At 63.4% G+C, this 23,507-nt stretch carries 21 protein-coding genes and 1 pseudogene; 16 read left to right on the top strand and 6 right to left on the bottom strand.

The window, feature by feature from the left end; translation table 11 throughout:
- Positions 1-61 precede the first annotated feature (61 nt).
- The 3 genes and pseudogenes from ABB26_RS14255 (at position 62) to ABB26_RS14245 (ending at position 5,163) form a co-directional block, all read left to right on the top strand.
- Positions 62-808, top strand: a complete 747-nt coding sequence (locus ABB26_RS14255) for a TetR/AcrR family transcriptional regulator C-terminal domain-containing protein (RefSeq protein ID WP_425477265.1) — start codon at positions 62-64, stop codon at positions 806-808.
- Positions 808-1,971: pseudogene (locus tag ABB26_RS14250) on the top strand (efflux RND transporter periplasmic adaptor subunit); the annotation flags it as partial. The gene ABB26_RS14255 and the pseudogene ABB26_RS14250, both read left to right, overlap by 1 nt.
- A gap of 27 nt (positions 1,972-1,998) precedes the next feature.
- Positions 1,999-5,163, top strand: a complete 3,165-nt coding sequence (locus ABB26_RS14245) for an efflux RND transporter permease subunit (RefSeq protein WP_057635309.1) — start codon at positions 1,999-2,001, stop codon at positions 5,161-5,163.
- A gap of 236 nt (positions 5,164-5,399) precedes the next feature.
- Here ABB26_RS14245 and ABB26_RS14240 read toward each other — a convergent pair whose 3' ends face one another.
- Entirely contained in the window at positions 5,400-6,548 is a 1,149-nt protein-coding gene (locus ABB26_RS14240; protein WP_057635306.1) for an acyl-CoA dehydrogenase family protein, read from the bottom strand.
- A 126-nt stretch (positions 6,549-6,674) separates the two neighbouring features.
- Here ABB26_RS14240 and ABB26_RS14235 point away from each other — a divergent pair, with 126 nt between their 5' ends.
- The 6 genes from ABB26_RS14235 to ABB26_RS14210 are packed head-to-tail and all read left to right on the top strand — an operon-like array spanning position 6,675 to position 14,070.
- On the top strand, positions 6,675-7,604 hold the full coding sequence (locus ABB26_RS14235; RefSeq protein WP_057635304.1) for an ArsR/SmtB family transcription factor: 930 nt from the start codon (positions 6,675-6,677) through the stop codon (positions 7,602-7,604).
- A 22-nt stretch (positions 7,605-7,626) separates the two neighbouring features.
- Positions 7,627-8,706, top strand: coding sequence for a homocysteine S-methyltransferase family protein (locus tag ABB26_RS14230; RefSeq protein ID WP_057635302.1), 1,080 nt, complete (start codon positions 7,627-7,629; stop codon positions 8,704-8,706).
- A gap of 11 nt (positions 8,707-8,717) precedes the next feature.
- Positions 8,718-9,320, top strand: coding sequence for a short chain dehydrogenase (locus ABB26_RS14225; protein WP_057635300.1), 603 nt, complete (start codon positions 8,718-8,720; stop codon positions 9,318-9,320).
- Positions 9,320-12,157, top strand: coding sequence for a methionine synthase (gene metH / locus ABB26_RS14220; protein WP_057635298.1), 2,838 nt, complete (start codon positions 9,320-9,322; stop codon positions 12,155-12,157). Before ABB26_RS14225 ends, metH begins: the two co-directional genes overlap by 1 nt.
- 43 nt (positions 12,158-12,200) lie before the next feature.
- On the top strand, positions 12,201-12,884 hold the full coding sequence (locus ABB26_RS14215) for a hypothetical protein (RefSeq protein ID WP_057635296.1): 684 nt from the start codon (positions 12,201-12,203) through the stop codon (positions 12,882-12,884).
- 4 nt (positions 12,885-12,888) lie between these two features.
- On the top strand, positions 12,889-14,070 hold the full coding sequence (locus ABB26_RS14210) for an MFS transporter (protein ID WP_057635294.1): 1,182 nt from the start codon (positions 12,889-12,891) through the stop codon (positions 14,068-14,070).
- 62 nt (positions 14,071-14,132) lie between these two features.
- Here ABB26_RS14210 and ABB26_RS14205 read toward each other — a convergent pair whose 3' ends face one another.
- From ABB26_RS14205 to ABB26_RS14185, 5 genes are all read right to left on the bottom strand, one after another.
- Complete coding sequence (locus ABB26_RS14205) at positions 14,133-14,804, bottom strand: DUF2058 domain-containing protein (RefSeq protein ID WP_057635292.1); 672 nt, start codon at positions 14,802-14,804, stop codon at positions 14,133-14,135.
- 19 nt (positions 14,805-14,823) lie between these two features.
- Positions 14,824-15,066: a SlyX family protein gene (locus tag ABB26_RS14200; protein ID WP_057635290.1), complete on the bottom strand. Its 243-nt coding sequence runs from the start codon at positions 15,064-15,066 to the stop codon at positions 14,824-14,826.
- Positions 15,059-16,408 carry a UDP-glucose dehydrogenase family protein gene (locus tag ABB26_RS14195; RefSeq protein ID WP_057635289.1) on the bottom strand — a complete coding sequence of 450 codons (1,350 nt, stop codon included), beginning with the start codon at positions 16,406-16,408 and terminating at the stop codon, positions 15,059-15,061. Before ABB26_RS14195 ends, ABB26_RS14200 begins: the two co-directional genes overlap by 8 nt.
- Positions 16,409-16,429: 21 nt before the next feature.
- Complete coding sequence (locus ABB26_RS14190) at positions 16,430-17,410, bottom strand: FKBP-type peptidyl-prolyl cis-trans isomerase N-terminal domain-containing protein (protein ID WP_057635287.1); 981 nt, start codon at positions 17,408-17,410, stop codon at positions 16,430-16,432.
- A gap of 84 nt (positions 17,411-17,494) precedes the next feature.
- Positions 17,495-18,034, bottom strand: a complete 540-nt coding sequence (locus tag ABB26_RS14185; protein WP_245626231.1) for a glutathione peroxidase — start codon at positions 18,032-18,034, stop codon at positions 17,495-17,497.
- A 406-nt stretch (positions 18,035-18,440) separates the two neighbouring features.
- Between ABB26_RS14185 and ABB26_RS14180 the strand changes: the two genes are divergently transcribed.
- From ABB26_RS14180 to ABB26_RS14150, 7 genes are all read left to right on the top strand, one after another.
- Entirely contained in the window at positions 18,441-18,803 is a 363-nt protein-coding gene (locus ABB26_RS14180) for a GntR family transcriptional regulator (RefSeq protein WP_057635283.1), read from the top strand.
- On the top strand, positions 18,800-19,672 hold the full coding sequence (locus tag ABB26_RS14175; RefSeq protein WP_057635280.1) for an ABC transporter ATP-binding protein: 873 nt from the start codon (positions 18,800-18,802) through the stop codon (positions 19,670-19,672). The genes ABB26_RS14180 and ABB26_RS14175 overlap by 4 nt, the downstream gene beginning before the upstream one ends.
- Positions 19,669-20,682: a hypothetical protein gene (locus ABB26_RS14170; RefSeq protein ID WP_057635277.1), complete on the top strand. Its 1,014-nt coding sequence runs from the start codon at positions 19,669-19,671 to the stop codon at positions 20,680-20,682. The genes ABB26_RS14175 and ABB26_RS14170 overlap by 4 nt, the downstream gene beginning before the upstream one ends.
- A 27-nt stretch (positions 20,683-20,709) precedes the next feature.
- Positions 20,710-21,540, top strand: coding sequence for a DUF4097 family beta strand repeat-containing protein (locus ABB26_RS14165; protein WP_057635275.1), 831 nt, complete (start codon positions 20,710-20,712; stop codon positions 21,538-21,540).
- Positions 21,541-21,577: 37 nt separating this feature from the next.
- A complete protein-coding gene (locus ABB26_RS14160) occupies positions 21,578-22,234 on the top strand; it encodes a hypothetical protein (protein WP_057635273.1) in 657 nt (218 codons plus the stop codon).
- 30 nt (positions 22,235-22,264) lie between these two features.
- Positions 22,265-22,849: a DUF2884 family protein gene (locus tag ABB26_RS14155; RefSeq protein WP_057635271.1), complete on the top strand. Its 585-nt coding sequence runs from the start codon at positions 22,265-22,267 to the stop codon at positions 22,847-22,849.
- Between the two features lie 85 nt (positions 22,850-22,934).
- Positions 22,935-23,372 (top strand): hypothetical protein, encoded by a 438-nt coding sequence (locus ABB26_RS14150; RefSeq protein ID WP_057635269.1) that lies wholly within the window; start codon positions 22,935-22,937, stop codon positions 23,370-23,372.
- Positions 23,373-23,507: the final 135 nt, after the last annotated feature.

Raw genomic sequence — 23,507 nt, 5'->3', positions numbered from 1 at the left:
ACGGCCTGCCCCCCGGCCTTCGGCCGCGCGTCGGAGTGCTGTCCTGCTACTGCATATGTGCTTGCTGGGAACGACTGGCAGCAGCGAAATCAAAATTACATTGCAGGAATTCTGTACTGGACGGTATAGTCCACCTCCTGTGCAAACCTCCCCTTTCCCCAGCCCCGCTCCCCTGGACGCGCGTGACGAGCGCGTGTTTGAAGCCGTGCGCGAATTGCTGGCGGTCCAGGGAATGCGCCTGAGCATGGATGCCGTGGCAACGTTGGCGGGTTGTTCCAAGCAGACGCTGTACAGCCGCTATGGCTGCAAGCGCGAACTGCTGCGTCAGGCCATGCGGCTGCATGTGAGCAACGCGACCTCCGGGCTCTCCAGCTGTGACCGCAAGCCCTTGCGACAGACGCTGATTGATTTCGCCATCGGTTACCTGGACCACCGCAACAAGCCCAAGGTGCTGCAGACCTCGCAGTTGCTCGGCGCCAGTGCCCACGAATTCCGCGACGAAGCGCGCTTCATGTACCACGGCAGTGCCGAGGCGCTGCGCGACCAGGTAGCTGAATGGATGCAGACCGAAATTGCGCGGGGACGCCTTACCCATGACGACCCGCATTTCATGGCCGAACTGCTACTAAGCATGATCGCGGGCCAGGACTTTGAACGACAGCGCTTTCACGCCCCCCACCGCGATGATGCTCAACAGCGTCAACGGTGGGCCGATTTCGCCATTGACGCTTTCCTGCGCGCTTTTGCCAACGCACCGGAAGCCGGCATGGCACCAGAAAATAAAAACAACCCCCGGAGTTTCTCCTGATGACCGCCCCGCTCCGTCTCCTCGCCCTTACCTGCGCAGCGACACTCACCCTGGTTGGCTGCAAGAAGCAGGAGGAACAAGCCGCTCCGCCTCCGCCAGACGTGGGCGTAATCGACGCCAAACCGCAGACGCTGCCGTTGCAGCGCGAGCTAGTCGGCCGTCTGTCGCCTTACCGTTCAGCCGACGTCCGTGCCCGCGTGGCCGGCGTGCTGCAGAAGCGTGTCTATGAAGAGGGCAGCAACGTCAAGGAAGGCCAGGTGTTGTTCCTGATCGACCCGGCACAGCTGCAGGCTGCCCTGAATCAGGCCGAAGGTGCCTTGGCCGCCGCCCGTGCGACGTATGCCAACGCCCGCGCCACTGCCACCCGTGCCCGCTCGCTGGCACCGCAGAAGTATGTGTCGCAGTCGGACCTGGACAACGCCGTTGCCGCCGAGCGCAGCGGTGCGGCCTCCGTCCAGCAGGCCGAGGCCGCAGTAGCCAATGCCCGCATCAACCTCGGCTACGCCCGTGTCACCTCGCCAATCACCGGCCTGGCCGGCAAGGCGCAGGTGACCGAAGGTGCTCTGGTCGGCCAGGGCGATGTCACCCTGCTGACCACGGTCGACCAGATCGATCCGCTGTACGTGAACTTCTCGATGACCGCCGATGAGATGAGCGCACTGCGCGCCGCCCAGGACAAGGGCGCGCTGGCACTGGCCGGCGACGGCAAGACCACGGTGCAGGTCAACCTGCCTGACGGCACCCCGTATGCCCACGAAGGCACGCTGGACTTCTCCGCCCCGACGGTTGACCCGGCCACCGGTGCGATATCGCTGCGCGCGCAGTTGCCCAACCCGGACCACCTGCTGCTGCCGGGCACTTTCGTCAGCTTCAATGCCAACCTGGGCCAGCGCCACAACGCCTTCCTGATACCGCAACAGGCCGTACAGCGCGATACGCAGGGCGGCTATGTGCTGGTGGTCGGCGCGGACGGCAACGTGGTCCGCAAGAACGTGGTGCTGGGCAATCAGCAGGGTTCCAACTGGCTGGTCTCCTCGGGCCTGGAAGGCGGCGACAAGGTCATCGTCTCGGGCATCCAGAAGGTCAAGGCCGGCGCCCCGGCCAAGCCCTCGCCGTGGCAGCCGCAGGCCGCCACCAAGCCTGGCGCCGCCGTGCCGGCGCCGGAAAAGAAGGAATAACGGAACTCCGTCATGCCTAAATTCTTTATTGATCACCCGGTATTTGCCTGGGTGGTGGCCATCCTGATCTCGCTTGGCGGCGTGATCTCGATCCTCAACCTGGGCGTGGAGTCCTACCCCAGCGTGGCGCCGCCACAGGTCACCGTCACCGCCAACTATCCGGGCGCCAGTGCCTCAACCGCCGAAAAATCGGTCACCCAGGTGATCGAACAGCAGCTGACCGGCATCGACAACCTGATGTATTTCAGCTCGTCGTCCTCGTCCAACGGTCGCGTCACCATCACCTTGACCTTCGACAGCGGCACCGACGCGGATATCGCGCAGGTGCAGGTGCAGAACAAGGTGTCGTTGGCGACCCCGCGCCTGCCTTCGGAAGTGACCCAGCAGGGCGTGGTGGTGGCCAAGGCCAACGCCGGCTTCCTGATGGCGATCGGCGTGCGCTCGGACGATGGCAGCGTTGACCGCGACGCCTTGAACGACATCGTCGGTGCCCGCGTGCTGGAGCAGATTTCCCGCGTACCGGGCGTCGGCAGCACCCAGCAGTTTGGTTCCGAATACGCCATGCGCGTGTGGTTGAACCCGGAAAGGCTGCAGGGTTACCACCTGTCGGCACGCGACGTGTACAACGCCATCGGCACCCAGAACCTGCAGTTCGCTGCCGGCTCGGTGGGCGGCGATCCGACCCCGGACGGCCAGGCCTTCACCGCCACGGTTGCCGCCGAAGGCCGCTTCAGTTCGCCGGAGGATTTCGAGAACGTCATCCTGCGCGCCAATGCCGACGGCAGCGTGGTCAAGCTGAAGGATGTGGCCCGCGTCGCCTTCGGTGCCACCAACTACGGCTTTGACACCAAGTACAACGGCAAGCCGGTGGCCGTGTTCGCCATCCAGCTGCTGCCCGGCGCCAACGCCCTGGACGTGTCCGAGGCAGTGCGCGCCAAGATGGACGAGCTGGCCCCCAGCTTCCCGCAGGGCGTGAGCTGGTTCACCCCGTACGACAGCACCACCTTCGTCACCATTTCGATCGAGGAAGTGATCCACACCCTGATCGAGGCGATCGTGCTGGTGTTCCTGGTGATGCTGATCTTCCTGCAGAACTTCCGCGCGACGATCATCCCCACCCTGGTCATCCCGGTGGCCCTGCTCGGCACCTTCATGGGCATGCTGGCGATCGGCTTCACCATCAACCAGCTGACGCTGTTTGCGATGGTGCTGGCGATCGGCATCGTGGTCGATGACGCCATCGTCGTCATCGAAAACGTCGAACGCATCATGAGCGAGGAAAAGCTCGACCCCAAGCCGGCCACGCAGAAGGCCATGGGCCAGATCACCGGCGCCGTGGTGGCCATCACCGTGGTGCTGGCGGCGGTGTTCATTCCCAGTGCAATGCAGCCCGGTGCCTCCGGTGAGATCTACAAGCAGTTCGCGCTGACCATCGCCATGGCGATGGGCTTCTCGGCCCTGCTCGCCCTGACCTTCACCCCGGCACTGTGCGCGGCCTTCCTCAAGCCGACCCACAACGACAAGCCGAACTGGATCTACCGTACCTTCAACAAGTACTACGGCAAGCTGGAAAAGAGCTACGTCGGCACGGTTGGCGGCGTGATCAAGCACAGCCCGCGCTGGCTGATGGTGTTCGCACTGTTGCTGGTGCTGTGTGGCTTCCTGTTCACCCGTCTGCCGGGCAGCTTCCTGCCCGAAGAGGACCAGGGCTACGCTCTGGCCATCGTGCAGCTGCCGCCGGGTGCCACCAAGAGCCGCACCAGTGCCGTGTTCGACCAGTTGCTGGGTACGCTGCAGAACGAAGAAGCCTTTGAAGGCCTGATGCAGATCACCGGCTTCAGCTTCATCGGTTCTGGCGAGAACGTGGGCATGGCCTTCGTCCGCCTGAAGGACTGGAGCGACCGCAAGGAAACCGCGCCTGAATTCATCCAGAAAATGAACCAGAAGGCGTATGGCATCAAGGACGCGCAGATCTTCTTCGTCAACCTGCCCACCGTGCAGGGCCTGGGCCAGTTCGGCGGTTTTGACATGTGGCTGCAGGACCGTGCAGGTGCCGGCCAGGATGCCTTGATGGACGCCCGCAACACCTTGCTGGGCGCTGCCTCGCAGGACAAGTCGCTGACGGCCGTGCGCCCCAACACGCTGGAAAACTCGCCGCAGCTGCAGCTGCATGTGGACCGCGTGCAGGCCCAGACCATGGGCGTGTCGGTCAATGATGTCTACTCCTCGATCCAGATGATGCTGGCGCCGGTGTACATCAACGACTTCTTCTACGCGGGCCGCATCAAGCGGGTGAACATGCAGGCCGACGCGGCCTACCGCACCGGCCCGGAATCGCTGCGCAGCTATTACGTCCCCAGCTCGCTGAGCAAGGACGCTGACGGCCAGGCATCGATGATCCCGCTGAGCACGGTGGTCAGGTCCGAATGGATCTACGCGCCGCCGGCACTGAGCCGCTACAACGGCTACTCGGCGGTCAACATTGTCGGTTCACCGGCACCGGGCAGCAGTTCGGGCCAGGCCATGACGACCATGGAGCGGCTGGTGCATGACGACCTCCCGACGGGCTTCGGTTTCGACTGGAGCGGCATGTCCTACCAGGAAATCCTGGCCGGCAACGCGGCGACATTGCTGATGGTGTTGTCGATCGTGGTGGTGTTCCTGTGCCTTGCCGCACTGTATGAAAGCTGGTCCATCCCGGTATCGGTACTGCTGGTGGTGCCGATCGGCATCCTCGGTGCGGTGGTGTTCTCGCTGATGCGCGGCCTGCCGAACGATCTGTACTTCAAGATCGGCATGGTGACGGTGATCGGCCTGGCGGCGAAGAACGCGATCCTGATCGTGGAGTTCGCGGTCGAGCAACGTGCACTGGGCAAGACCCTGCGCGAGGCCACGATCGAAGCGGCGCATCTGCGCTTCCGCCCGATCCTGATGACTTCGTTCGCCTTCATCCTCGGCGTGCTGCCGATGGCGATCTCGACCGGCGCCGGCGCCAACGCCCGTCACTCGCTGGGTACGGGCGTGATCGGCGGCATGCTGTTCGCCACGGTCATCGGCGTGTTGCTGATCCCGCTGTTCTTCGTCTGCGTGCGCCGCGTACTGGGCGACAAGCTGGACGAGCCGTCGAAGGAATACCTGGCACAGCACCAGGTGCGCTCGGCGCAGCAGGATCGTTGACCTGACAAGGACGGGCGCCCCCGCCCGTCCTTGTTGCTCCGCTGCAATGAAAAGCCCCGGCAATGCCGGGGCTTTTTTGTGCGCTTCCCAACAATCCGTCACAGCCGTGCAGGAGCGGCCTTGGTCGCAAAGCCCAAGCCCGTATCGCCCCCCTCATGCACTGTGGCGGGAATAAAAAAGATCCGGTGCCAGCTTCCCGGCATCGGATCCTTGGCATTCCCGTCGCTCTACTCAGCTCAACGCAACCCGGTCTCATTGCGCGCAATCACCATGCGCTGGATCTCCGAAGTACCTTCGTAGATCTCGGTGATCTTGGCATCGCGGAAGTACCGTTCCAGCGGCATCTCCTTGGAATAGCCCATGCCGCCGTGAATCTGCACCGCCTGGTGCGCGATCCACATCGCCGCTTCGGAAGCGGTCAACTTGGCCACCGCCGCTTCGGTCGAGAAACGCCTGCCTTGTGATTTCAGCCACGCCGCGCGCAGGGTCAGCAGCATCGCCGCGTCCAACTTGCACTTCATGTCGGCGACCTTGGCCTGGATCATCTGGAACGTACCGATCGGCGCACCGAACGACTTGCGTTCCTTCACGTAAGCCACCGACGCTTCATACGCGGCGCGGGCAATGCCCACCGCCTGCGACGCAATGCCGATACGGCCGGAATCCAGCAGGCTCATGGCGATCTTGAAACCCTCGCCTTCCTTGCCGATCACATCTTCGGCGCGCGCCACGTAATCCTGGAATTCGATCTCGCAGGTGGCCGAAGCACGCACGCCGAGCTTGGGCTCGGTCTTGCCACGGCCGTAGCCGGGCCTGTTGGCATCGATCATGAAAGCAGTGATGCCGCGCGAACCCTTGGTCGGGTCGGTCATCGCGAACAACACCACGTAGCGCGCTACCGGGCCGGAGGTGATCCAGCTTTTCTGGCCATTGATCACATACGAACCGTCATCCTGCTTCACCGCGCGGCAGCGCATTGCAGTGGCGTCGGAACCGGACTGCGACTCGGTCAGCGCAAAGGCGCCAATCTCGCTGCCTTCGGCAATCGCACGAACGTAAGTCTGCTTCTGCGCCTCACTGCCATAGGCCAGCACCGCATTGCAGAACAGCGAGTTGTTGACCGACATGATGGTTGCATGCGCCGCGTCAGCTGCCGAGACCTCGATGATCGCCAGCACACTGGAAATCGGGTCCATGCCGGAACCGCCGTACTGCTCCGGCACTTCAATGGCCATCAGGCCGTTTTCGCCCAGCAACTGGATGTTCTCCAACGGGTACTCGCCCGTGGCATCGAAGTGCTCGGCGCTGGTGGCGATCTTTTCCTTGGCAATACGGCGGGCGACGTCCTGCAGCATCAGCTGCTCGTCGGAAAAACTGAAATCCACAGCACCCCTCCCAGGGTTAATCAAGTTGCGATTGTAACCATCGCAGCCCGGTTCAGCCTATGACTTGCCTTGACCCGGCGTGGCGGCACGGGGACAATATCTCTATATCGCGATAGGTAGATATTTATGGATCTGGAAGACTGGTCAACCCGTCTGAAAGTGTTCGCCGATGCGACGCGGGTACGCCTGCTGACGCTGCTGGAACAGGAAGAACTCACCGTGGCCGAGCTTTCGGCCATCACCACGCTGGCGCAGCCACGCGTATCCACCCACCTGGCCCGACTGAAGGAAGCCGGCCTGGTGCGCGACCGCCGCGCAGGCGTCTCGGCCTATTACCGCTTCGACGAAGCCGCGCTGGACCCCGCGCAACGCGCATTGTGGCATGCACTGAGCTCCGGCAGCGACGATCCGCTGCTGCGCCAGGACGCCGAACGAGTGCCTTCGGTGCTGGCCATGCGTGCCGCCGACCAGAACTGGGCCGACAGCGTGGCCGGCGACATGGAACGCCACTATTCCCCCGGCCGTACCTGGGAAGCGCTGGCACGCAGCGCATTGCCGCTGCTGGAAACCGGCGACGTGCTCGACATTGCCTCCGGCGACGGTGTACTGGCCGAACTGCTGGCGCCGCATGCGCAACGCTATGTCTGCATCGACACCAGCGCCCGTGTCGTGGCTGCCGCCAGCGAGCGCCTGCGCAAGCTGCCCAACGTGGAAGTCCGCGAAGGCGACATGCACAAGCTGCCCTTCGACGACGGCAGCTTCGACCTGGTCGTGCTGATGCATGCGCTGACCTACGCCAGCCACCCGGCCAAGGCTGTTGCCGAGTGCGCACGCGTGGTGCGCCCCGGCGGCCGGCTGATGTTGTGCAGCTTGGCTCGTCACGAACACAAGGCGGCGGTGGAGGCTTACGGCCACGTCAACCTTGGCTTCACCGGCAAGGAACTGCGCAAGTTCGTGGAGAAGGCCGGGCTGGAAGTCTCCAGCCTGGAAACCGTGACCCGCGAGAAGCGCCCTCCCCATTTTGAAGTTATCTCGCTGATCGCCCATCGCCCCTGATTCAAGAGAACCGGCCCGCCTCATGCAAGCCCTGCCCTGGCTCCATCCCGAACGCGTCGCAAAGCTGCTCAGCGCGCTTGAACACCGCATCCTGATCATCGATGGCGCCATGGGCACCATGATCCAGCGTCATCGTCTGGAAGAAGGCGATTACCGTGGTGAGCGCTTCGCGGGCGGTTTCGACAGCCAGCATGTGCACGGCGCCGGCTGCGAGCACGACCTCAAGGGCAACAACGATCTGTTGCTGCTGAGCCGTCCGGAGGTGATTGCAGGCATCCATACCGCTTATCTCGAAGCTGGTGCGGACCTGCTGGAAACCAACACCTTCAACGCCACGTCGGTGAGCCAGGCCGATTACCACCTCGAACACCTGGTCTACGAACTCAACAAGGCCGGTGCGCAGGTGGCGCGCCAGTGCTGCGATGCGATCGAAGCCAAGACACCGGACAAGCCACGCTTCGTGATCGGCGTGCTCGGCCCGACCAGTCGCACTGCGTCGATCAGCCCGGACGTCAATGACCCTGGCTTCCGCAACACCAGCTTCGATGAACTGCGCGGCACCTATCGCGAAGCCATTGAAGGCCTGATCGACGGCGGCGCCGACACGCTGATGGTCGAGACCATCTTCGACACGCTCAATGCCAAGGCCGCACTGTTCGCCATCGAGGAAGTATTCGACGCGCGTGGCGGGCGCCTGCCGGTGATGATCTCCGGCACCATCACCGACGCCTCCGGCCGTACGCTGTCCGGGCAGACCGCCGAAGCCTTCTACGCCTCGGTCTCGCACAGCCAGCCGCTGTCGATCGGCTTCAACTGCGCGCTGGGCGCCACCGACATGCGTCCGCACGTGGAAACCCTGTCGCAGGTGTCCAGCGGCTACGTCAGCGCGCATCCCAACGCCGGCCTGCCCAACGCCTTCGGCGAGTACGACGAAACACCCGAGGAAATGGCCGCCACGCTCAAGGAGTTCGCCCAGTCCGGCCTGCTCAACCTGGTCGGTGGTTGCTGCGGCACCTCGCCGGACCATATCCGTGCCATCGCCGACGCGGTCGCCGGACTGCCGCCGCGCGCCCTGCCGCTGCCCACCGCCAACGCCGCCTGAAGGAGTACGTCATGAAGAAGATTCTGCTGGTGGGTGCCGGTGGCACCCTGGGCTCGGCCGTTGCCACACACCTTCGGCAGCAGCATGACGTGATCACCGCATCGCGCTCGGACCCGGCACATCCGGTGGACCTGGGCAGCGACGACAGCGTGACCGCGTTGTTGCAGTCCGTCGGCAAAGTGGATGCGATTGTTGCCACTACCGGCGCCGTGCATTTCGGGCCGCTGGGCGAGATGACGGCCGCGCAGTTCGACATCGGCCTGCAGGACAAACTGCTCGGCCAGGTGCGCCTGGCACTGCTGGGCCAGCATCATCTCAATGAGGGTGGCTCCATCACCTTGACCACCGGCATCCTCACCGAGCAACCCATCGCGCAGGGCGCCAATGCCACGGCGGTGAATGCCGCCATCGAAGGTTTTGTCCGCGCTGCCGCACTGGAGCTGCCGCGCGGCCTGCGCATCAATGCGGTAAGCCCCAGCGTGCTGCTGGAAGCCTGGGACAGTTATGCCGGTTTCTTCCCTGGCTTTGAAGCGGTGACTGCTGCACGCGCCGCGCTGGCTTACCAGCGCAGCATCGACGGCATCGCCAATGGTCAGGTGTTCAAGGTCTGGTGATGAGCAACGACTCGAATACCGAAATCCGCCACACCCGCTTGTCGGGCCTGGAACCGCTGGTCATCACGCCTGACCTGCTGTTCATCAACGTCGGCGAACGCACCAATGTCACCGGCAGCGCGCAGTTCCGCAAGCTGGTCAAGGAAGAACGCTACGAGGAAGCCGTGGATGTGGCCCGCCAGCAGGTGGCCAGTGGCGCGCAGATCCTCGACGTCAACATGGACGAGGGCCTGATCGATTCCGAGAAGGCGATGACCCGCTTCCTCAACCTGATCATGTCCGAGCCGGACATCGCCCGCATCCCGGTGATGGTCGACTCCTCCAAGTGGAGCGTGATCGAAGCCGGCCTGAAGTGCCTGCAGGGCAAGAGCGTGGTCAACTCGATCTCGTTGAAGGAAGGCGAAGCCGCGTTCCTGGAACACGCGCGTCTGGTGCGCCGCTACGGTGCCGCTGCGGTGGTGATGGCGTTCGATGAAGACGGCCAGGCCGATACCTGCGCGCGCAAGGTCGAGATATGTACCCGCGCCTACCGCATCCTCACCGAACAGGTCGGCTTCCCGCCGGAAGACATCATCTTCGACCCCAACATCTTCGCCGTCGCCACCGGCATCGAGGAGCATGACAACTACGCGGTGGACTTCATCGAAGCCACGCGCATCATCAAGCGCACGCTGCCGCACTGCCATGTGTCCGGCGGCGTGTCGAACGTATCGTTCTCGTTCCGTGGCAACGAGACCGTGCGTCAGGCGATCCACTCGGTGTTCCTGTACCACGCCATCCAGGCCGGCATGGACATGGGCATCGTCAATGCCGGCGCCATGCCCATCTACGACCAGCTCGACCCGGAATTGCGCGAAGCGGTGGAGGACGTGATCCTCAACCGCCGCCGCGATGGCACCGAGCGCCTGCTGGAACTGGCTGAGCGCTACAAGGGCAAGAAGGGCGAGAAGAAGGTCGAAGACCTGGCCTGGCGTCAGCGTCCGGTGCGCGAGCGTCTGGCGCATGCGCTGGTGCAGGGATTGGATGCCTGGGTGGAAGAAGACACCGAAGAAGCGCGCCAGCAATCCAATCGCCCGCTGGATGTGATTGAAGGCGCGCTGATGGATGGCATGAACGTGGTCGGCGATCTGTTCGGCGCCGGCAAGATGTTCCTGCCACAGGTGGTCAAATCCGCCCGCGTGATGAAGAAGGCCGTGGCCTACCTGCTGCCGTTCATCGAAGAAGAGAAGCTGCGTACCGGCGAGGTGGGAAAAAACAACGGCAAGATCATCATGGCCACGGTCAAGGGTGACGTGCACGACATCGGCAAGAACATCGTCGGCGTGGTCCTGGCCTGCAACAACTTCGAGGTGGTGGACCTGGGCGTGATGGTGTCCGCGCAGAAGATCCTGGACGCCGCGCGTGCGGAGAACGCAGACATCATCGGCCTGTCAGGGTTGATCACGCCGTCGCTGGAAGAAATGAGCCATGTCGCCAAGGAAATGCAGCGACAGGGCTTCGTCATGCCGCTGATGATTGGTGGTGCGACCACGTCACGCGCGCACACTGCATTGAAGATCGACCCGCACTACAGCGCACCGACGGTATGGGTGAAGGATGCCTCGCGTGCGGTGGGTGTCGCGCAATCACTGATTTCCCGTGATCTGCGCGAGGCCTTCGTCGCCGCCAATGACGCCGACTACGCCGATATCCGCGAGCGCCACAAGAACCGTGGCGATGCCAAGCGACTGGTATCGCTGGAGCACGCACGCGGCCAGCGCTTCACCTGCGACTGGAGCCAATACACGCCACCGGCGCCGGCGAAGCCGGGCCTGCATGTGTTTGACGACTACCCGCTGCAGGACCTGCTGCCGGTCATCGACTGGACGCCGTTCTTCCAGGCCTGGGAGTTGGCCGGGAAGTACCCGGCGATCCTGACCGACGAAATTGTCGGCTCGCAGGCCAGTGATCTGTTCAAGGATGCGCAGGCGATGCTGAAGCGGATCGTCGATGAGAAATGGCTGACGGCACGGGCGGTGTTTGGAATCTGGCCGGCGAACAGCCAAGGCGATGACGTCGTGGTGAACCTTGCAAGCGCAGCATCCACCTCCCTTCCCCCGTTCACGGGGGAAGGTGCCCGAAGGGCGGATGGGGGCGGCTCTGGCTCCACGGGCCTTAAGAGCGCCCTCACCCCAACCCCTCTCCCGCGCGCGGGAGAGGGGCTTGCTCAGCTTGATTCGCACCACACCCTCCACTTCCTCCGCCAACAAGTCGACAAACCCGCCGAGCGCCCGGACTTCTGCCTGGCCGACTTCATCGCACCGGAAGACAGTGGCAGGCAGGATTGGATCGGCGCGTTCGCGGTCACCGCTGGCATCGGCATCGAGCCGCATGTCGCGCGCTTCGAGGCCGATCACGACGACTACAACGCCATTCTTCTCAAGGCACTGGCCGACCGCCTGGCCGAGGCCATGGCCGAGCGCCTGCACCAGCGTGTGCGTACCGAGTTCTGGGGCTACGCGCGTGATGAGCAGCTCGACAACGAGGCATTGATCGCCGAAAAGTACAGCGGCATCCGCCCTGCCCCCGGCTACCCGGCCTGCCCGGAACACAGCGAGAAGGAAACCCTGTTCGCAATGCTGGGCGCGGAAGACATCGGCATGTCGCTGACCGAGAGCTTCGCCATGCTGCCGACTGCGGCAGTGTCCGGTTACTACTTCAGCCATCCGCAAAGCCAGTACTTCGTGGTCGGCCGGGTCTCGCGTGAGCAGGTGACCGACTATGCCAAGCGCAAGGGCGTGGAGCGCGCGCAGGTCGAGCGCTGGCTGGCCTCCAATCTGGATTACGATCCGGAGTGAGCCCCCGCTCGCTCCGCCCCCTTCCTTCGTATCGCGACCTGCCATGGAAAGCCGCAACGCCGAACTCATCCGCAAATACGCCGCCCCGGGCTGCATCGGCCTGTGCGGTACCTCGGACTGGATCGGCAAGGCCATCCGCAAGGCGCAGGCGCCATTGACCGACGACGGCCATCGCAGCCTGTGGTCGCATGCGTTCCTGTTCAACGAACAACGCCTGGATGGTCATTGGTGGGTGCTGGAATCGGACCTGGACCTGCGCAACCGCCAACTGCGTCTTGGCGCACAGGAGAACCGCGCCGACCGCTACTTCGACGATGAGGCCTTCCCCAACCTGGCCATTCTCGATTTCGGACTGGATGCCGAGCAGACCCGCAAGGTGCAGATCGCCGCGCTGGATCTGCTGGCCGGCTTGTCCAGCTACTCGCTGAGCGAACTGGTCGGCACCCTGTTCGCGATGCACAGCACCCGCCTGCGCCGCCGCGGCAACCTGCTGTCCAAGGAAGGTGCGCTGTACTGCTCGGCGATGGTGCAGCACTGCTACAGCGCGGCCGGTATCGAGTTGATGCCGGGCGTGCACGGCAAGAACGTCGCACCCCACGACCTGTACGATTCGGCCCTGCCGCACCAACACCATTCCATCGTCCGCGACCTCGGCATCTCCAGCCTGCGCCGGCTCAAGCACAGCACCGTCGAACTGCTGACCACTCCGGTCGAAGATTTTTTCTGATCCCATGAGCACCTCCAACCCGCAGCCAGCCGTCGTGCCCAGCGCACGGCTGTCCAGCTTCTATTTTTTCTATTACGCCGCACTGGGGGCGTTCACGCCGTACTGGAGCCTGTACCTGCAGTCGCGCGGCATGACCGTGACCGCCATCAGCGTGATGATGAGCCTGTGGTACGCCACCCGCGTTGTCGCACCCAGCACCTGGACATCGCTTGCGGCGGTATCGCCCAAGCCGATCCGCTGGCTGCGCATCGGCTGCGTGCTGACCATCATCAGCTTCGCCGGCTTCCTGGTACCGGCGCCGCAGTGGACGCTGTACGTGGTGATGATCGCGTTCTGCTTCTTCTACAACGCGGTGATGCCACAGTTCGAGTCCATCACCCTTACTCACCTGGGCAGCGACAGCCATCGCTACGGCATGATCCGCGTGTGGGGCTCGCTGGGCTTCATTCTGGTGGTGACGCTGTTCGGCTGGCTGATCGAGCACCATGGCGCCGGCACGCTGCCGTGGATGATGTTGCCACTGTTCGTGCTGCTGGCCGGTTCGGCGTTCTTCAACCGCTATGCGCGCAACATCGGCACGCATAGTCACCACACCGACGGCTTCTGGGCCATCGTGCGGCGGAAGCCGGTGATCGCATTCTTCATCGCCGCATTCCTTGAGCAGCTGTCGTTCGGCCCGTATTACACGTTCTTCTCGCTGTACATGGACCAGCACGGCTACAGCACCTCGTTGCTCGGCCTGATGTGGACGGTGGGCGTGATCTTCGAGGTCGCGGTGTTCTTCTTCATCGCCCGTTTCTTCCGCCGCTGGGATGCCAGCTGGCTGCTGATCATCTCCATGGCCAGTGCCGCGCTGCGCTGGTGGGTCACTGCGATGTGGCCGGAAAACCTGCCGGTGATGCTGGTCGCGCAGACCACCCACTGCCTCGGCTTTGCGGCCTTCTTCGCCTCCGCCATGCAACTGCTGGCACGCTACTTCCCCGGCAACCTCAACGGCCATGGCCAAGGCCTGTTCTATGGCTTTTCGTCCGGCCTGGGCGGTGTGCTGGGCGCATTGATCGCCGGCCAGCTGTGGCGGTTCGGCGACGGCAAGGTGGCCTTCATCGTTGGCGGCTTCTTTGCCCTGGCCGGTTCGTTGATCGCCTGGTATTGGCTGCCACCGTCACGACAGGCCCGCAGCCAATAAAAAAACGACAGGCCGCAAGGCCTGTCGTTTTTTCGTCCATCCGATTCAGTGGCGTTGCGCGCTCACCAGACCAGATCGTCCGGCACCTGGAACTGCGGATCGGCATACGGATCGTCGGCGACCGGCGCATTCGGGTCCACCTTCAAGGCGACGCTCGGGGCGAACAAAGCTTCTGCTTCGGCCAACACCGCAGCGGTGACCAGCAGGTAGCGGCCGTTCTGCTGCAGCACGCCCAACTCACCAGCGTTGAGCCCCTTGAGCTGCTCAGCGTTGACATAGATGCGCTTGATCTTGCCGCCGTACTCGAAGTGACGTGCGATGTCGGCATTGGGATCGTTCAACCCCTTGTCCTTGATCAGCTCGTCCACCTTGACGCGGGCTTCGCGACGCAGGCGTGCTTCTTCCTGCTTCAGTCGCTCCGCTTCCAGGCGCTCGTCCTTCTCGCGCTGGGCGCGGATGGCGTATGCCTTGGCCAGGTCGATGTCTTCCTGGGAGCGCGGCTTGCGCGGACCCTGGTTGGGTTGCGATGGCCGGCCTGGTTGCGGCTTGCCCTGCTGCGGGCGTCCGGCATGCGGCTTGCCCTGCCCCGGCTTTCCAGCTGGGCTGTGTTTGGCTGCAGCGGAACCTGGCTTGCCCTGCGGGCGGCCATCACGACGGGCGTCGGGCTTGCGCTCCGGCTTCGGCAAGGTTTTGAAACCCAGCCCGAGGAGCTGGTCACGGAGAGTGTCACTCATGGCGTGCAGTGCTTCTGTATCAGTAGTGCGGGGGTGGCGGTTCGGTGGTTGGATCAGCGGCGTACAACGCCGTGCGCACCTTACCCAGATCATCCAGCAGATGGCGCAGCACATTGCTGTTGCGCGCACCTTCCATGCGAGCTTCGGCCAAGGCCTCGCTCAGTTCAGCCAGCGCTTGTTCCTGGAAGGAAACGCGCATTTCCAACTCGACCAGGCGCGCTTCCAGCGCCTGTTCGCGTTGACTCGAAATTGATTCATGCATGCAGGGAACGCCCCCGGCCAATGCCGTAGTAAGCCAGACCAGCCGCCTCGATTTCCTGCGGCTCGTAGATGTTGCGGCCATCAAAGACGACCGCGTCGCCCAGGGCTTTGCGCAGTCGCTCAAAGTCCGGGCTGCGGAATTGTTTCCATTCGGTGACCACGACCAGCGCATCGGCGCCATCCAGCGCTTCATAAGCCGAATCGCAGAACACCAGATCCTCGCGCTCGCCGAAAATGCGGCGCGCCTCATTCATCGCTTCCGGGTCGTATACGCGCGCGATGGCGCCACCTTCCCAGAGCTGTTCCAGCAACCGACGGCTCGGTGCAGCACGCATGTCATCAGTGTTGGGCTTGAATGCCAGACCCCACACCGCGAACGTCTTGCCGCGCACACCTTCGTCCTCGCCCCGGTCGTAGTGGCGCTGGATCAGTGCGAACAGATGCCCCTTCTGCGCGTTGTTGACCGCCTCCACCGCATCCAGCAGATGCGGCTGATGGCCATACTGCGAAGCGGTGCGGGCCAGTGCCTGCACATCCTTGGGGAAGCAGGAACCGCCATAACCGGCGCCGGGATAGATGAAGTGCCAGCCAATACGCGGGTCCGAGCCGATACCCTGCCGCACCTGTTCGATATCAGCCCCCACGCGCTCGGCGATGTTGGCGATTTCGTTCATGAAGCTGATCTTGGTGGCCAGCATCGCGTTGGCCGCGTACTTGGTCAGCTCGGCCGAGCGCACGTCCATCTCCACCACGCGGTCGCGGTTGCGGTTGAACGGCGCATACAAACGGCGCAGCACCGCCACTGCCTCCGGATTCGACGCACCAATGACGATGCGATCCGGGCGCATGCAGTCCGCCACCGCATCGCCTTCCTTGAGAAATTCGGGATTGGAAACCACGTCAAAAGTGATTTCCTCGCCACGCGCTGCCAGCGCTTCGGCAATGGCAGCACGGACTTTGTCGGCGGTGCCCACCGGCACCGTCGACTTGTTGACCACCACCATCGGCTGCGTCAGATGACGGCCGATGGTGCGGGCCACCGCCAGCACGTATTGCAGGTCGGCACTGCCGTCTTCATCCGGCGGCGTACCGACGGCGATGAAAACCACCTGCCCATGCGCGATACCGGCTGCGGCATCGGTGGTGAAGGCCAGGCGCCCTGCGGCGTGGTTGGCCTTCACCATCGGCTCGAGCCCGGGCTCGTAGATCGGAATGATCCCGCGCCCAAGGCCATCGACCTTGGCCTGGTCGATATCCACGCAGACCACATCGTGACCGACTTCGGCCAGGCAGGTCCCGGTGACGAGTCCCACATAGCCTGTACCGAAAATCGCTACACGCATGACTGCGATTACTCCGTGGTGTTACGGCAGGACGCCCAACAGCTCAACATCAAAGGTGAGCGTGGCGTTCGGGCCGATCGGACCACCGGGGGTGCCGGAATCGCCATAGGCCAGTTCGCCCGGGATCCAGAAGCGGTACTTGGCGCCAACCGGCATCAGGCTCACGCCTTCGGTCCAGCCCTTGATCACCTGGTTCAGACCGAAATCGATCGGCTCGCCACGCTGGTAGCTGCTGTCGAACACGGTGCCGTCCAGCAACTTGCCTTCGTAGTTCACACGAACGCGGCTGGTGGCGGTCGGGCGCTCACCGGCGCCGGCACGCAGCACCTGGTACTGCAGGCCCGATGCGGTGGTCACCACGCCCGGCACGGTCTTGTTCTTGGCCAGGAACGCATTGCCCTGCTCGCGGTTTGCCTGCGCTGCCTGGCCCTGCTGGGCCTGCGACTCGGCCTGCTTGGTGGCACTGAATGCCTGCAGCACGGCCTGCGACTGCTCGCGGTTCATCAGCGGCGTGCCCTTGGCGAACACGGTGGTGATGGCCTGGAACACCGAATTCAGGTCGATTTCCTTCTGGATCGGAGCCAGCGACGGGCCCACGGCATAGCTGCCCAGCATCAGGCCGACTTTCTTGCGGTCAACCGCAGGCGGCTGGCTGCCCGGCGCCATGCCCGGCACCTGCTGGCCCGAGCGGGCCATCATCACGGTGCGCAGCGCCTGGTCGGTCTGCTGCGCTTCTTCCTGCGACATCAGCGGCTGGCCGCCGGCAAAAGCGTTCTCAACGGCGCGGCGCATTTCGGCCACATCCACTTCAGAAGCAATGGGCTCAAACGAACTGGCGACATCAACACCAATGGCGTAACCAATCTTTTCACGATCCGAGGTCAAAACAGACTTCTCCTTGCTTGCTGCCGGCGCGGCAGGTTGTTGCGAAAACACGACCCCTGGGGCCGCCATCGCCAGAATCAGAAGCGACGCTGCTGCGCCGCGCGTTCCCATCTTCATTCGCTGCATTCCTGGAAGTGAACAGACGCCGCCGTCGGCGCGAGGGGCGACATTGTCGCACGCGAGCCGCATATGTCGAGGCGATCAGCGCCCGGGAGCAGGTGTGGCCAACTCGCGTTCGATCGCTGCGCGCAGCGCCGGGTCATCCGGACGCACCCTGCTGGGGAACTGCGCCACCACCCGGCCATCGCGAGAGATCAGGTACTTGTGGAAATTCCATGCCGGTGCAACGCCGGTGGCGCTGGTCAGATCGCGATACAGCGGCGTGGTCTCCGGGCCGATCACATGCACCTTCTGGAACATCGGGAACTTGACCCCGTAGGTCAGCGTGCAGAACTCCTGAATCTGCGCCTCGCTGCCCGGCTCCTGTCCCTTGAAGTCGTTGGAGGGAAAGCCCAGCACCGCGAAACCGCGCCCGCCCAATTCCTGGTTCAGCGTTTCCAAGCCTTCGTATTGCGGTGTGAATCCGCATTTGGAGGCGGTGTTGACGATCAACAGCACCTTGCCACCGTAGGTTTGATTCAGGTTGACATCACCAGCACCGGCCAGCGGGCGGAACTCCCGGTCCAGCAGCGGGCCTGCGATGGCGCCCGCAGCCAGCCCGGCGCCCGCCACAAACACCATTCCAATCAATATCTTGCGAACATTCATTTCAATTCTCCAGACAGGCTTTCCGCTTGAACAGGGCATAGGCCATCAGTTGGGTAACTTGGGAGTTGCATGTGGGCGTGTCGGTGTTATAGTTGCATACAACACCAGCCACCCCACGCAGGGAGCCGAGATGAGCACACAGCATGGCAAGCACGTTCTCCAGGCAATGGTCGCCTCCGGCACCCTGCTTCTGCTCGGTTGCGCGGCATCACCGCAAGTCGGTGCTGCCAGTGAGCGGAATTATGCCGCCGAGGTGGCTGGTACTGAGCAGGATGCTACCGCCCAACCCAATGTGAAACGACCGGCACGACGGATGCGGACAAGTCTGTCCATGCCGTACTTCTCGTTCGCACAGTCGCTGAACCCGCGGAGCTGACCAATGAGCGATATCCAGTGGAGCGATGGCGCTCCCATCTACCGCCAGCTGAAGGATCGCGTGATTGCGATGATGCTGGACGGCATTCTCAAGCCGGGCGATGCCCTGCCCTCGGTCCGGCAGGTTGCCGCCGAATATCAACTCAACCCGATCACCGTCTCGCGTGCCTATCAAGAGCTGGCCGACGAGAATCTGGTCGAGAAGCGCCGTGGCCTTGGCATGTTCATGACCGAGGAGGCTGCGTTGAAACTGCGCGGCAACGAGCGCGAACGTTTTCTCAATGATGAGTGGCCCGGTGTGCTGGAGCGTATCCAGCGTCTGGGTTTGACCATGAAAGATCTGCTGCCACCGGGGACCACGCTATGAATGCCGCCGTCGAAGCCGTTATTTCCGCCAAGGGCCTGCGCAAGGTCTACCGGCAGAAACCAGCGCTGGACAACACCAACTTCACCATCGAGCCAGGCCGCATTGTCGGCTTGATCGGCCCCAACGGCGCCGGCAAGACCACGGCGCTCAAGGCCCTGCTTGGCCTGACCGCCTTTGAGGGCGACCTGCAGGTGCTGGGGATGGACCCGCGCAGCCAGCGCAACGCCCTGATGAATGACGTGTGCTTCATCGCCGACGTGGCGGTGTTGCCGCGCTGGATCCGGGTGAAGGAAGCCATCGACTTCGTAGCCGGCGTGCATCCGCGCTTCGACCGCGCCCGCTGCGAGCGCTTCCTGGCCAACACCAAGCTGCACCCCAAGCAGCGTGTGCGTGAAATGTCCAAGGGCATGGTGGTGCAGCTGCATCTGGCGCTGGTGATGGCCATCGACGCCAAGGTGCTGGTGCTGGACGAGCCCACCCTGGGCCTGGACATCCTCTACCGCAAGGAGTTCTACCAGCGCCTGCTGGAAGACTACTTCGACGAGCAGAAGACCATCATCGTCACCACCCACCAGGTGGAAGAGATCGAGCACATCCTCACCGACGTGCTGTTCATCCGCGATGGCAAGATCGTGCTTTCGGCCGACATGGAAACCATGTCCGAGCGTTTTACCGAAGTACTGGCCTCGGCCGAAACGCTGGAGGCAGCGCGCGCATTGAAGCCCATTGACGAGCGCAGCCTGCCGTTCGGAAAAACCGTGCTGCTGTATGACGGCGTCGAACGCAACCGCCTTGCCGCCCTGGGCGAAACCCGCAACCCCGGCCTGGCCGACATGTTCGTGGCCATCATGAAGGGAACCTACGCATGAACGCCGCCCACCCCATCTCCCCCCTCAACAAGTTCAAATGGCTGCTCAAGCGCGAGTACTGGGAAAACAAGGGCGGCTTTTTCTGGGCGCCACTGATTGCCAGCGCCATCTCGTTGACGCTGGCTCTGCTGGCCATCGTGGCAGGCCTGTTCGCGGTGCGCCGTGCCGCTGCCAGCGGCGATCTCCACGTCAATGGCGTCAACGTCAACGGTCTGGACGTAAAGATGTTGACCGCACAGATGTCACCCCACGACATGGTGCAGTGGGCCAACGGCATGGATTTCACCCTGGTGGTGAGCGCGGCATGGCCGTTCCTGGTACTGGGCTTCGTGGCCTTCTTCTATTGCCTCGGCGCGCTGTATGACGACCGTCGCGATCGCAGCGTGCTGTTCTGGAAGTCGATGCCGGTGTCCGACGCGCAGACCGTGCTGTCCAAGGTGGTCAGTGCCCTGATCGTGGCGCCGTTGTTCGCGGTCGTGATCGGCATCGTGGCGATGTTCACCTTCGCGGTGATCATCAGCCTGGTATTGCTGGCCCACGGCGGCAACCCGATGCAGTTGATCTGGGGCCCGGCCAGCCCGCTGACCATCGTCGCCGGCCTGGTGTGCTGGATTCCGGTCTATGCCTTGTGGGCACTGCCTACCGCCGGTTGGCTGCTGATGTGCTCGGCCTGGGCCAAGACCAAACCGTTCCTGTGGGCAGTAATGCTGCCACTGTTCGCCGGCATCATCGTCAGCTCACTCCAGTTCACCAAGATTGCCGCCATCGACAGCAGCTGGTTCTGGGCGAATGTGGTGGGCCGCCTGCTGCTGGGCTTCGTACCGGGCATCGAGATGGCCTACAAGGCCGACAGTCCGCGGGATGAGTCGCTGCAATCGGTGCTGAGCGGGCTGACCCCGGCCGACCAGTTCGCCTCGCTGGCCGATCCCCAGTTGTGGATTGGCGCCGTGGTCGGCGTAGTGTTCATCGCTGCCGCCATCTGGCTGCGCAAGCGCCGCGACGAAATCTGACTTCTCCCGTAATCGCAAGGACACGAGATGAATATCAAACCCCTTCTGCTCGCTTTGACCCTGCTCCCCGTCAGCGCGTTCGCCGCTGAAGAGCATTGCAAATTCAGCCAGCCCCGTGCGTTGGACCTGGACCTGACCGGCGCCAAGGCGGTGGTGTTCGAGGTGAACAGCCATGACCTGCGTCTGCAGGCCTCGCCCGGCGCCAAGGCCGCGGTTTCCGGCCGTGCCTGTGCATCCACGCAGGATCTGCTGACGCAGCTGGTGGTGACCCAGGAGAAGGTGGGTGACAAGCTCATCGTCAAGCTGGCACGCGAGAACCAGGGGCTGAACTTCAGTTTCGGCGGCAGCACCTACTCCTATCTGGACCTGTCCGGCACCTTGCCGGACGACATCCTGGTGCAGCTGAAAGTAGGCTCCGGCGATGCCTCGCTGACCGGCGCACGCACCATGAGCGCCGACGTGGGGTCCGGTGATGTGGTAGCCCGCGACATCCGCGGACTGGCCACGGCAGCAGTGGGTTCGGGTGATGTGGAGTTCCACAACATCGGCTCGCTCTACGTGCTGTCGGTAGGCTCAGGCGATGTCAAAGCCCGCGACGTGCGCGGCGATGCCCGCATCGGCACGGTGGGTTCCGGCGATGTGGAACTAAGCGGTGTGCAAGGCCCTGTCAGCGTGGCGAGCATCGGTTCGGGCGACGTCGACATCAGCGATGCACGCGGCGCGGTGACGCTGGGCGAAGTGGGCTCGGGCGACCTCACTGTCCGCAACGCCGCCAGCCTTACCGTTGAGCGCGTGGGCAGCGGCTCGGTCAATCATTCCGGCATCACCGGCGCGGTCAGCCTGCCCAAAAAACGTTGATTCTTCATTTCTTGTTGATCTGCAACGGAAGCTACCCATGAACAAGATCAAGACACCGCTCATCGCACTGATGCTGTGCCTGCCGCTGGTTGCACAGGCCGCACCCGAGCCGGAAAGCGTAAGCGCCGAAATCAAGCGCGAAATGGCCAGCAGTCGTGCAGAAGTGCGTGCTGAAATGGAAACCGCCCGTGCCGAACTGGATACGGAAAACCTCTCCCTGGGCAGCAGCTTCAACATCGGCAAGCGTTCGCAAGCCAAGCCATCGGAAAGCAACCTGCCCGACGCGCATATCACCCCCGTCGGGGATCTGGTCATTGCCGGCAAGACGGTTTCGACCACTGCACAGCAACGACGGTTGTTGCTGGACTATCGCGGTCAGGTACTGCGCGTGGCCAAGGCCGGTATCGACGGCGGTGAGCGGGCCGCCATGGCGGCGCTGCAGGCCACCGACGTTTCGTTGTTCAGTCTGATCGTCGGCGGCATGACCGGCAGCCTTGAACGCCGCGTCGAAACACTGGTCAAGCAGCACGTCGAGCCGATGGTGGCGCAGATCTGCCAGCAACTGCCTGAGGTGCTTGCATCGCAGCAGGCGCTGGCAGCGAGCGTCCCGCAATTCCAGCCATACGCCAACATGGACCAGGACGACATCGATAGCTGCGACAGCGAACTACGCCGCGATATCGCGCAGCACTGAGCCCACATCCGACCTGAAGGAGTCTTTGCAATGAACCTGCGTACGCCCCTGCTGACCGCCCTGCTCTGCCTGCCGTTGATGGCCTGTGGCGAACGCCCGCAAACCAACGGTGCCGGCACGGACACCACGCTCGGCCAGAAGGTGCGCGAGGCCACCGACGATGCCCGCAAGCAGTTGGCCGAAGGCAACCTCAGTGTTTCCAGCAGTGACGGCACCAAGGTGGAGATATCCCCCAAGGGCGACCTGCTGATCAACAACACACCGGTCACCCTGAATGACAGCCAGCGCGCGTTGGTGCTGCAGTACCGTCAGCAGATGCTGGCCGTGGCTGAGGCGGGCATCGACGTCGGCATACAGGGCGCCAACCTTGGCGTGCGCGCTGCCAGTGAAGCACTGAAGGGCATTTTCTCCGGCAATACCGACAAGATCGAAGAACGTGTCAATGCCGAGGCCGCCAAGATCGAAGCCAGTGCATCAAAAATCTGTGACCAGTTGCCGGCCCTGCTCGCCACACAGCAACAGTTGGCCGCGGTGATTCCGGAGTTCAAGCCGTACGCGAAGATGGACCAGAGCGATATCGATGATTGTCGCGACGGGCAAGTCACGCAACGCTGATGCCCTGACGCCGTAGCCGATCCGGCCACGGTCTCCACGGCGGGGGCGGTAGAATGCCGCCTCCGCCGTTGATGTCTGTACCGTCATGAAAAAACTGCTTCTGCTCGTTCTGGTCGTTTTCGCCGTGCTGGCTACCGGGTGCGACCGTGAGAAGTACGCTGCCCATCGCAGTGAGCGCAGCAAGCCCAAGACCGAAGTAGCAACGGATCGCGTCGCCATCCGCCGCGCGCCGTACCCGAACCTCGACATCCTGCCCAGCGGTCAGTTGCGGGTGGATGACATCGAGATTCCACTGAACGATGAGCAGCGCGCGCTGCTGCAGACCAGCTTCGTCAAACTACAGATCCTGCGCCAGAACACCTTGACCGAGGCAGCCAGTGCGCCGCCCAGTGGTGCGAAGGAGCGCAGTTTGCCAATCACGATTCCGGCAGGGCACGAGCCGTTCCCGGCGGACCTGGCGCAGCGTATTCCGGAGTTCAAGGAGTACAGCGAGGCGTTGGCCAATCCGCGGGCGCTTTACTGAAGATACGAGTAGCAATGCTTGCACTCCCTTCTCCCTCAAGAGGGAGAAGGTGCCCCTAAGGGGCGGATGAGGGGAGCTCCTTGCTCTACGCGCTGAAAGCTTCCCCCTCACCCAAACCCCCGCTCCGCGCCCCGG

This window comes from Stenotrophomonas humi (genome assembly GCF_001431415.1).
Classification (GTDB): Bacteria; Pseudomonadota; Gammaproteobacteria; order Xanthomonadales; family Xanthomonadaceae; genus Stenotrophomonas; species Stenotrophomonas humi.
Note: the sequence above shows the minus strand (reverse complement) of the source record. Positions and strands in the feature narration are given on the sequence as shown.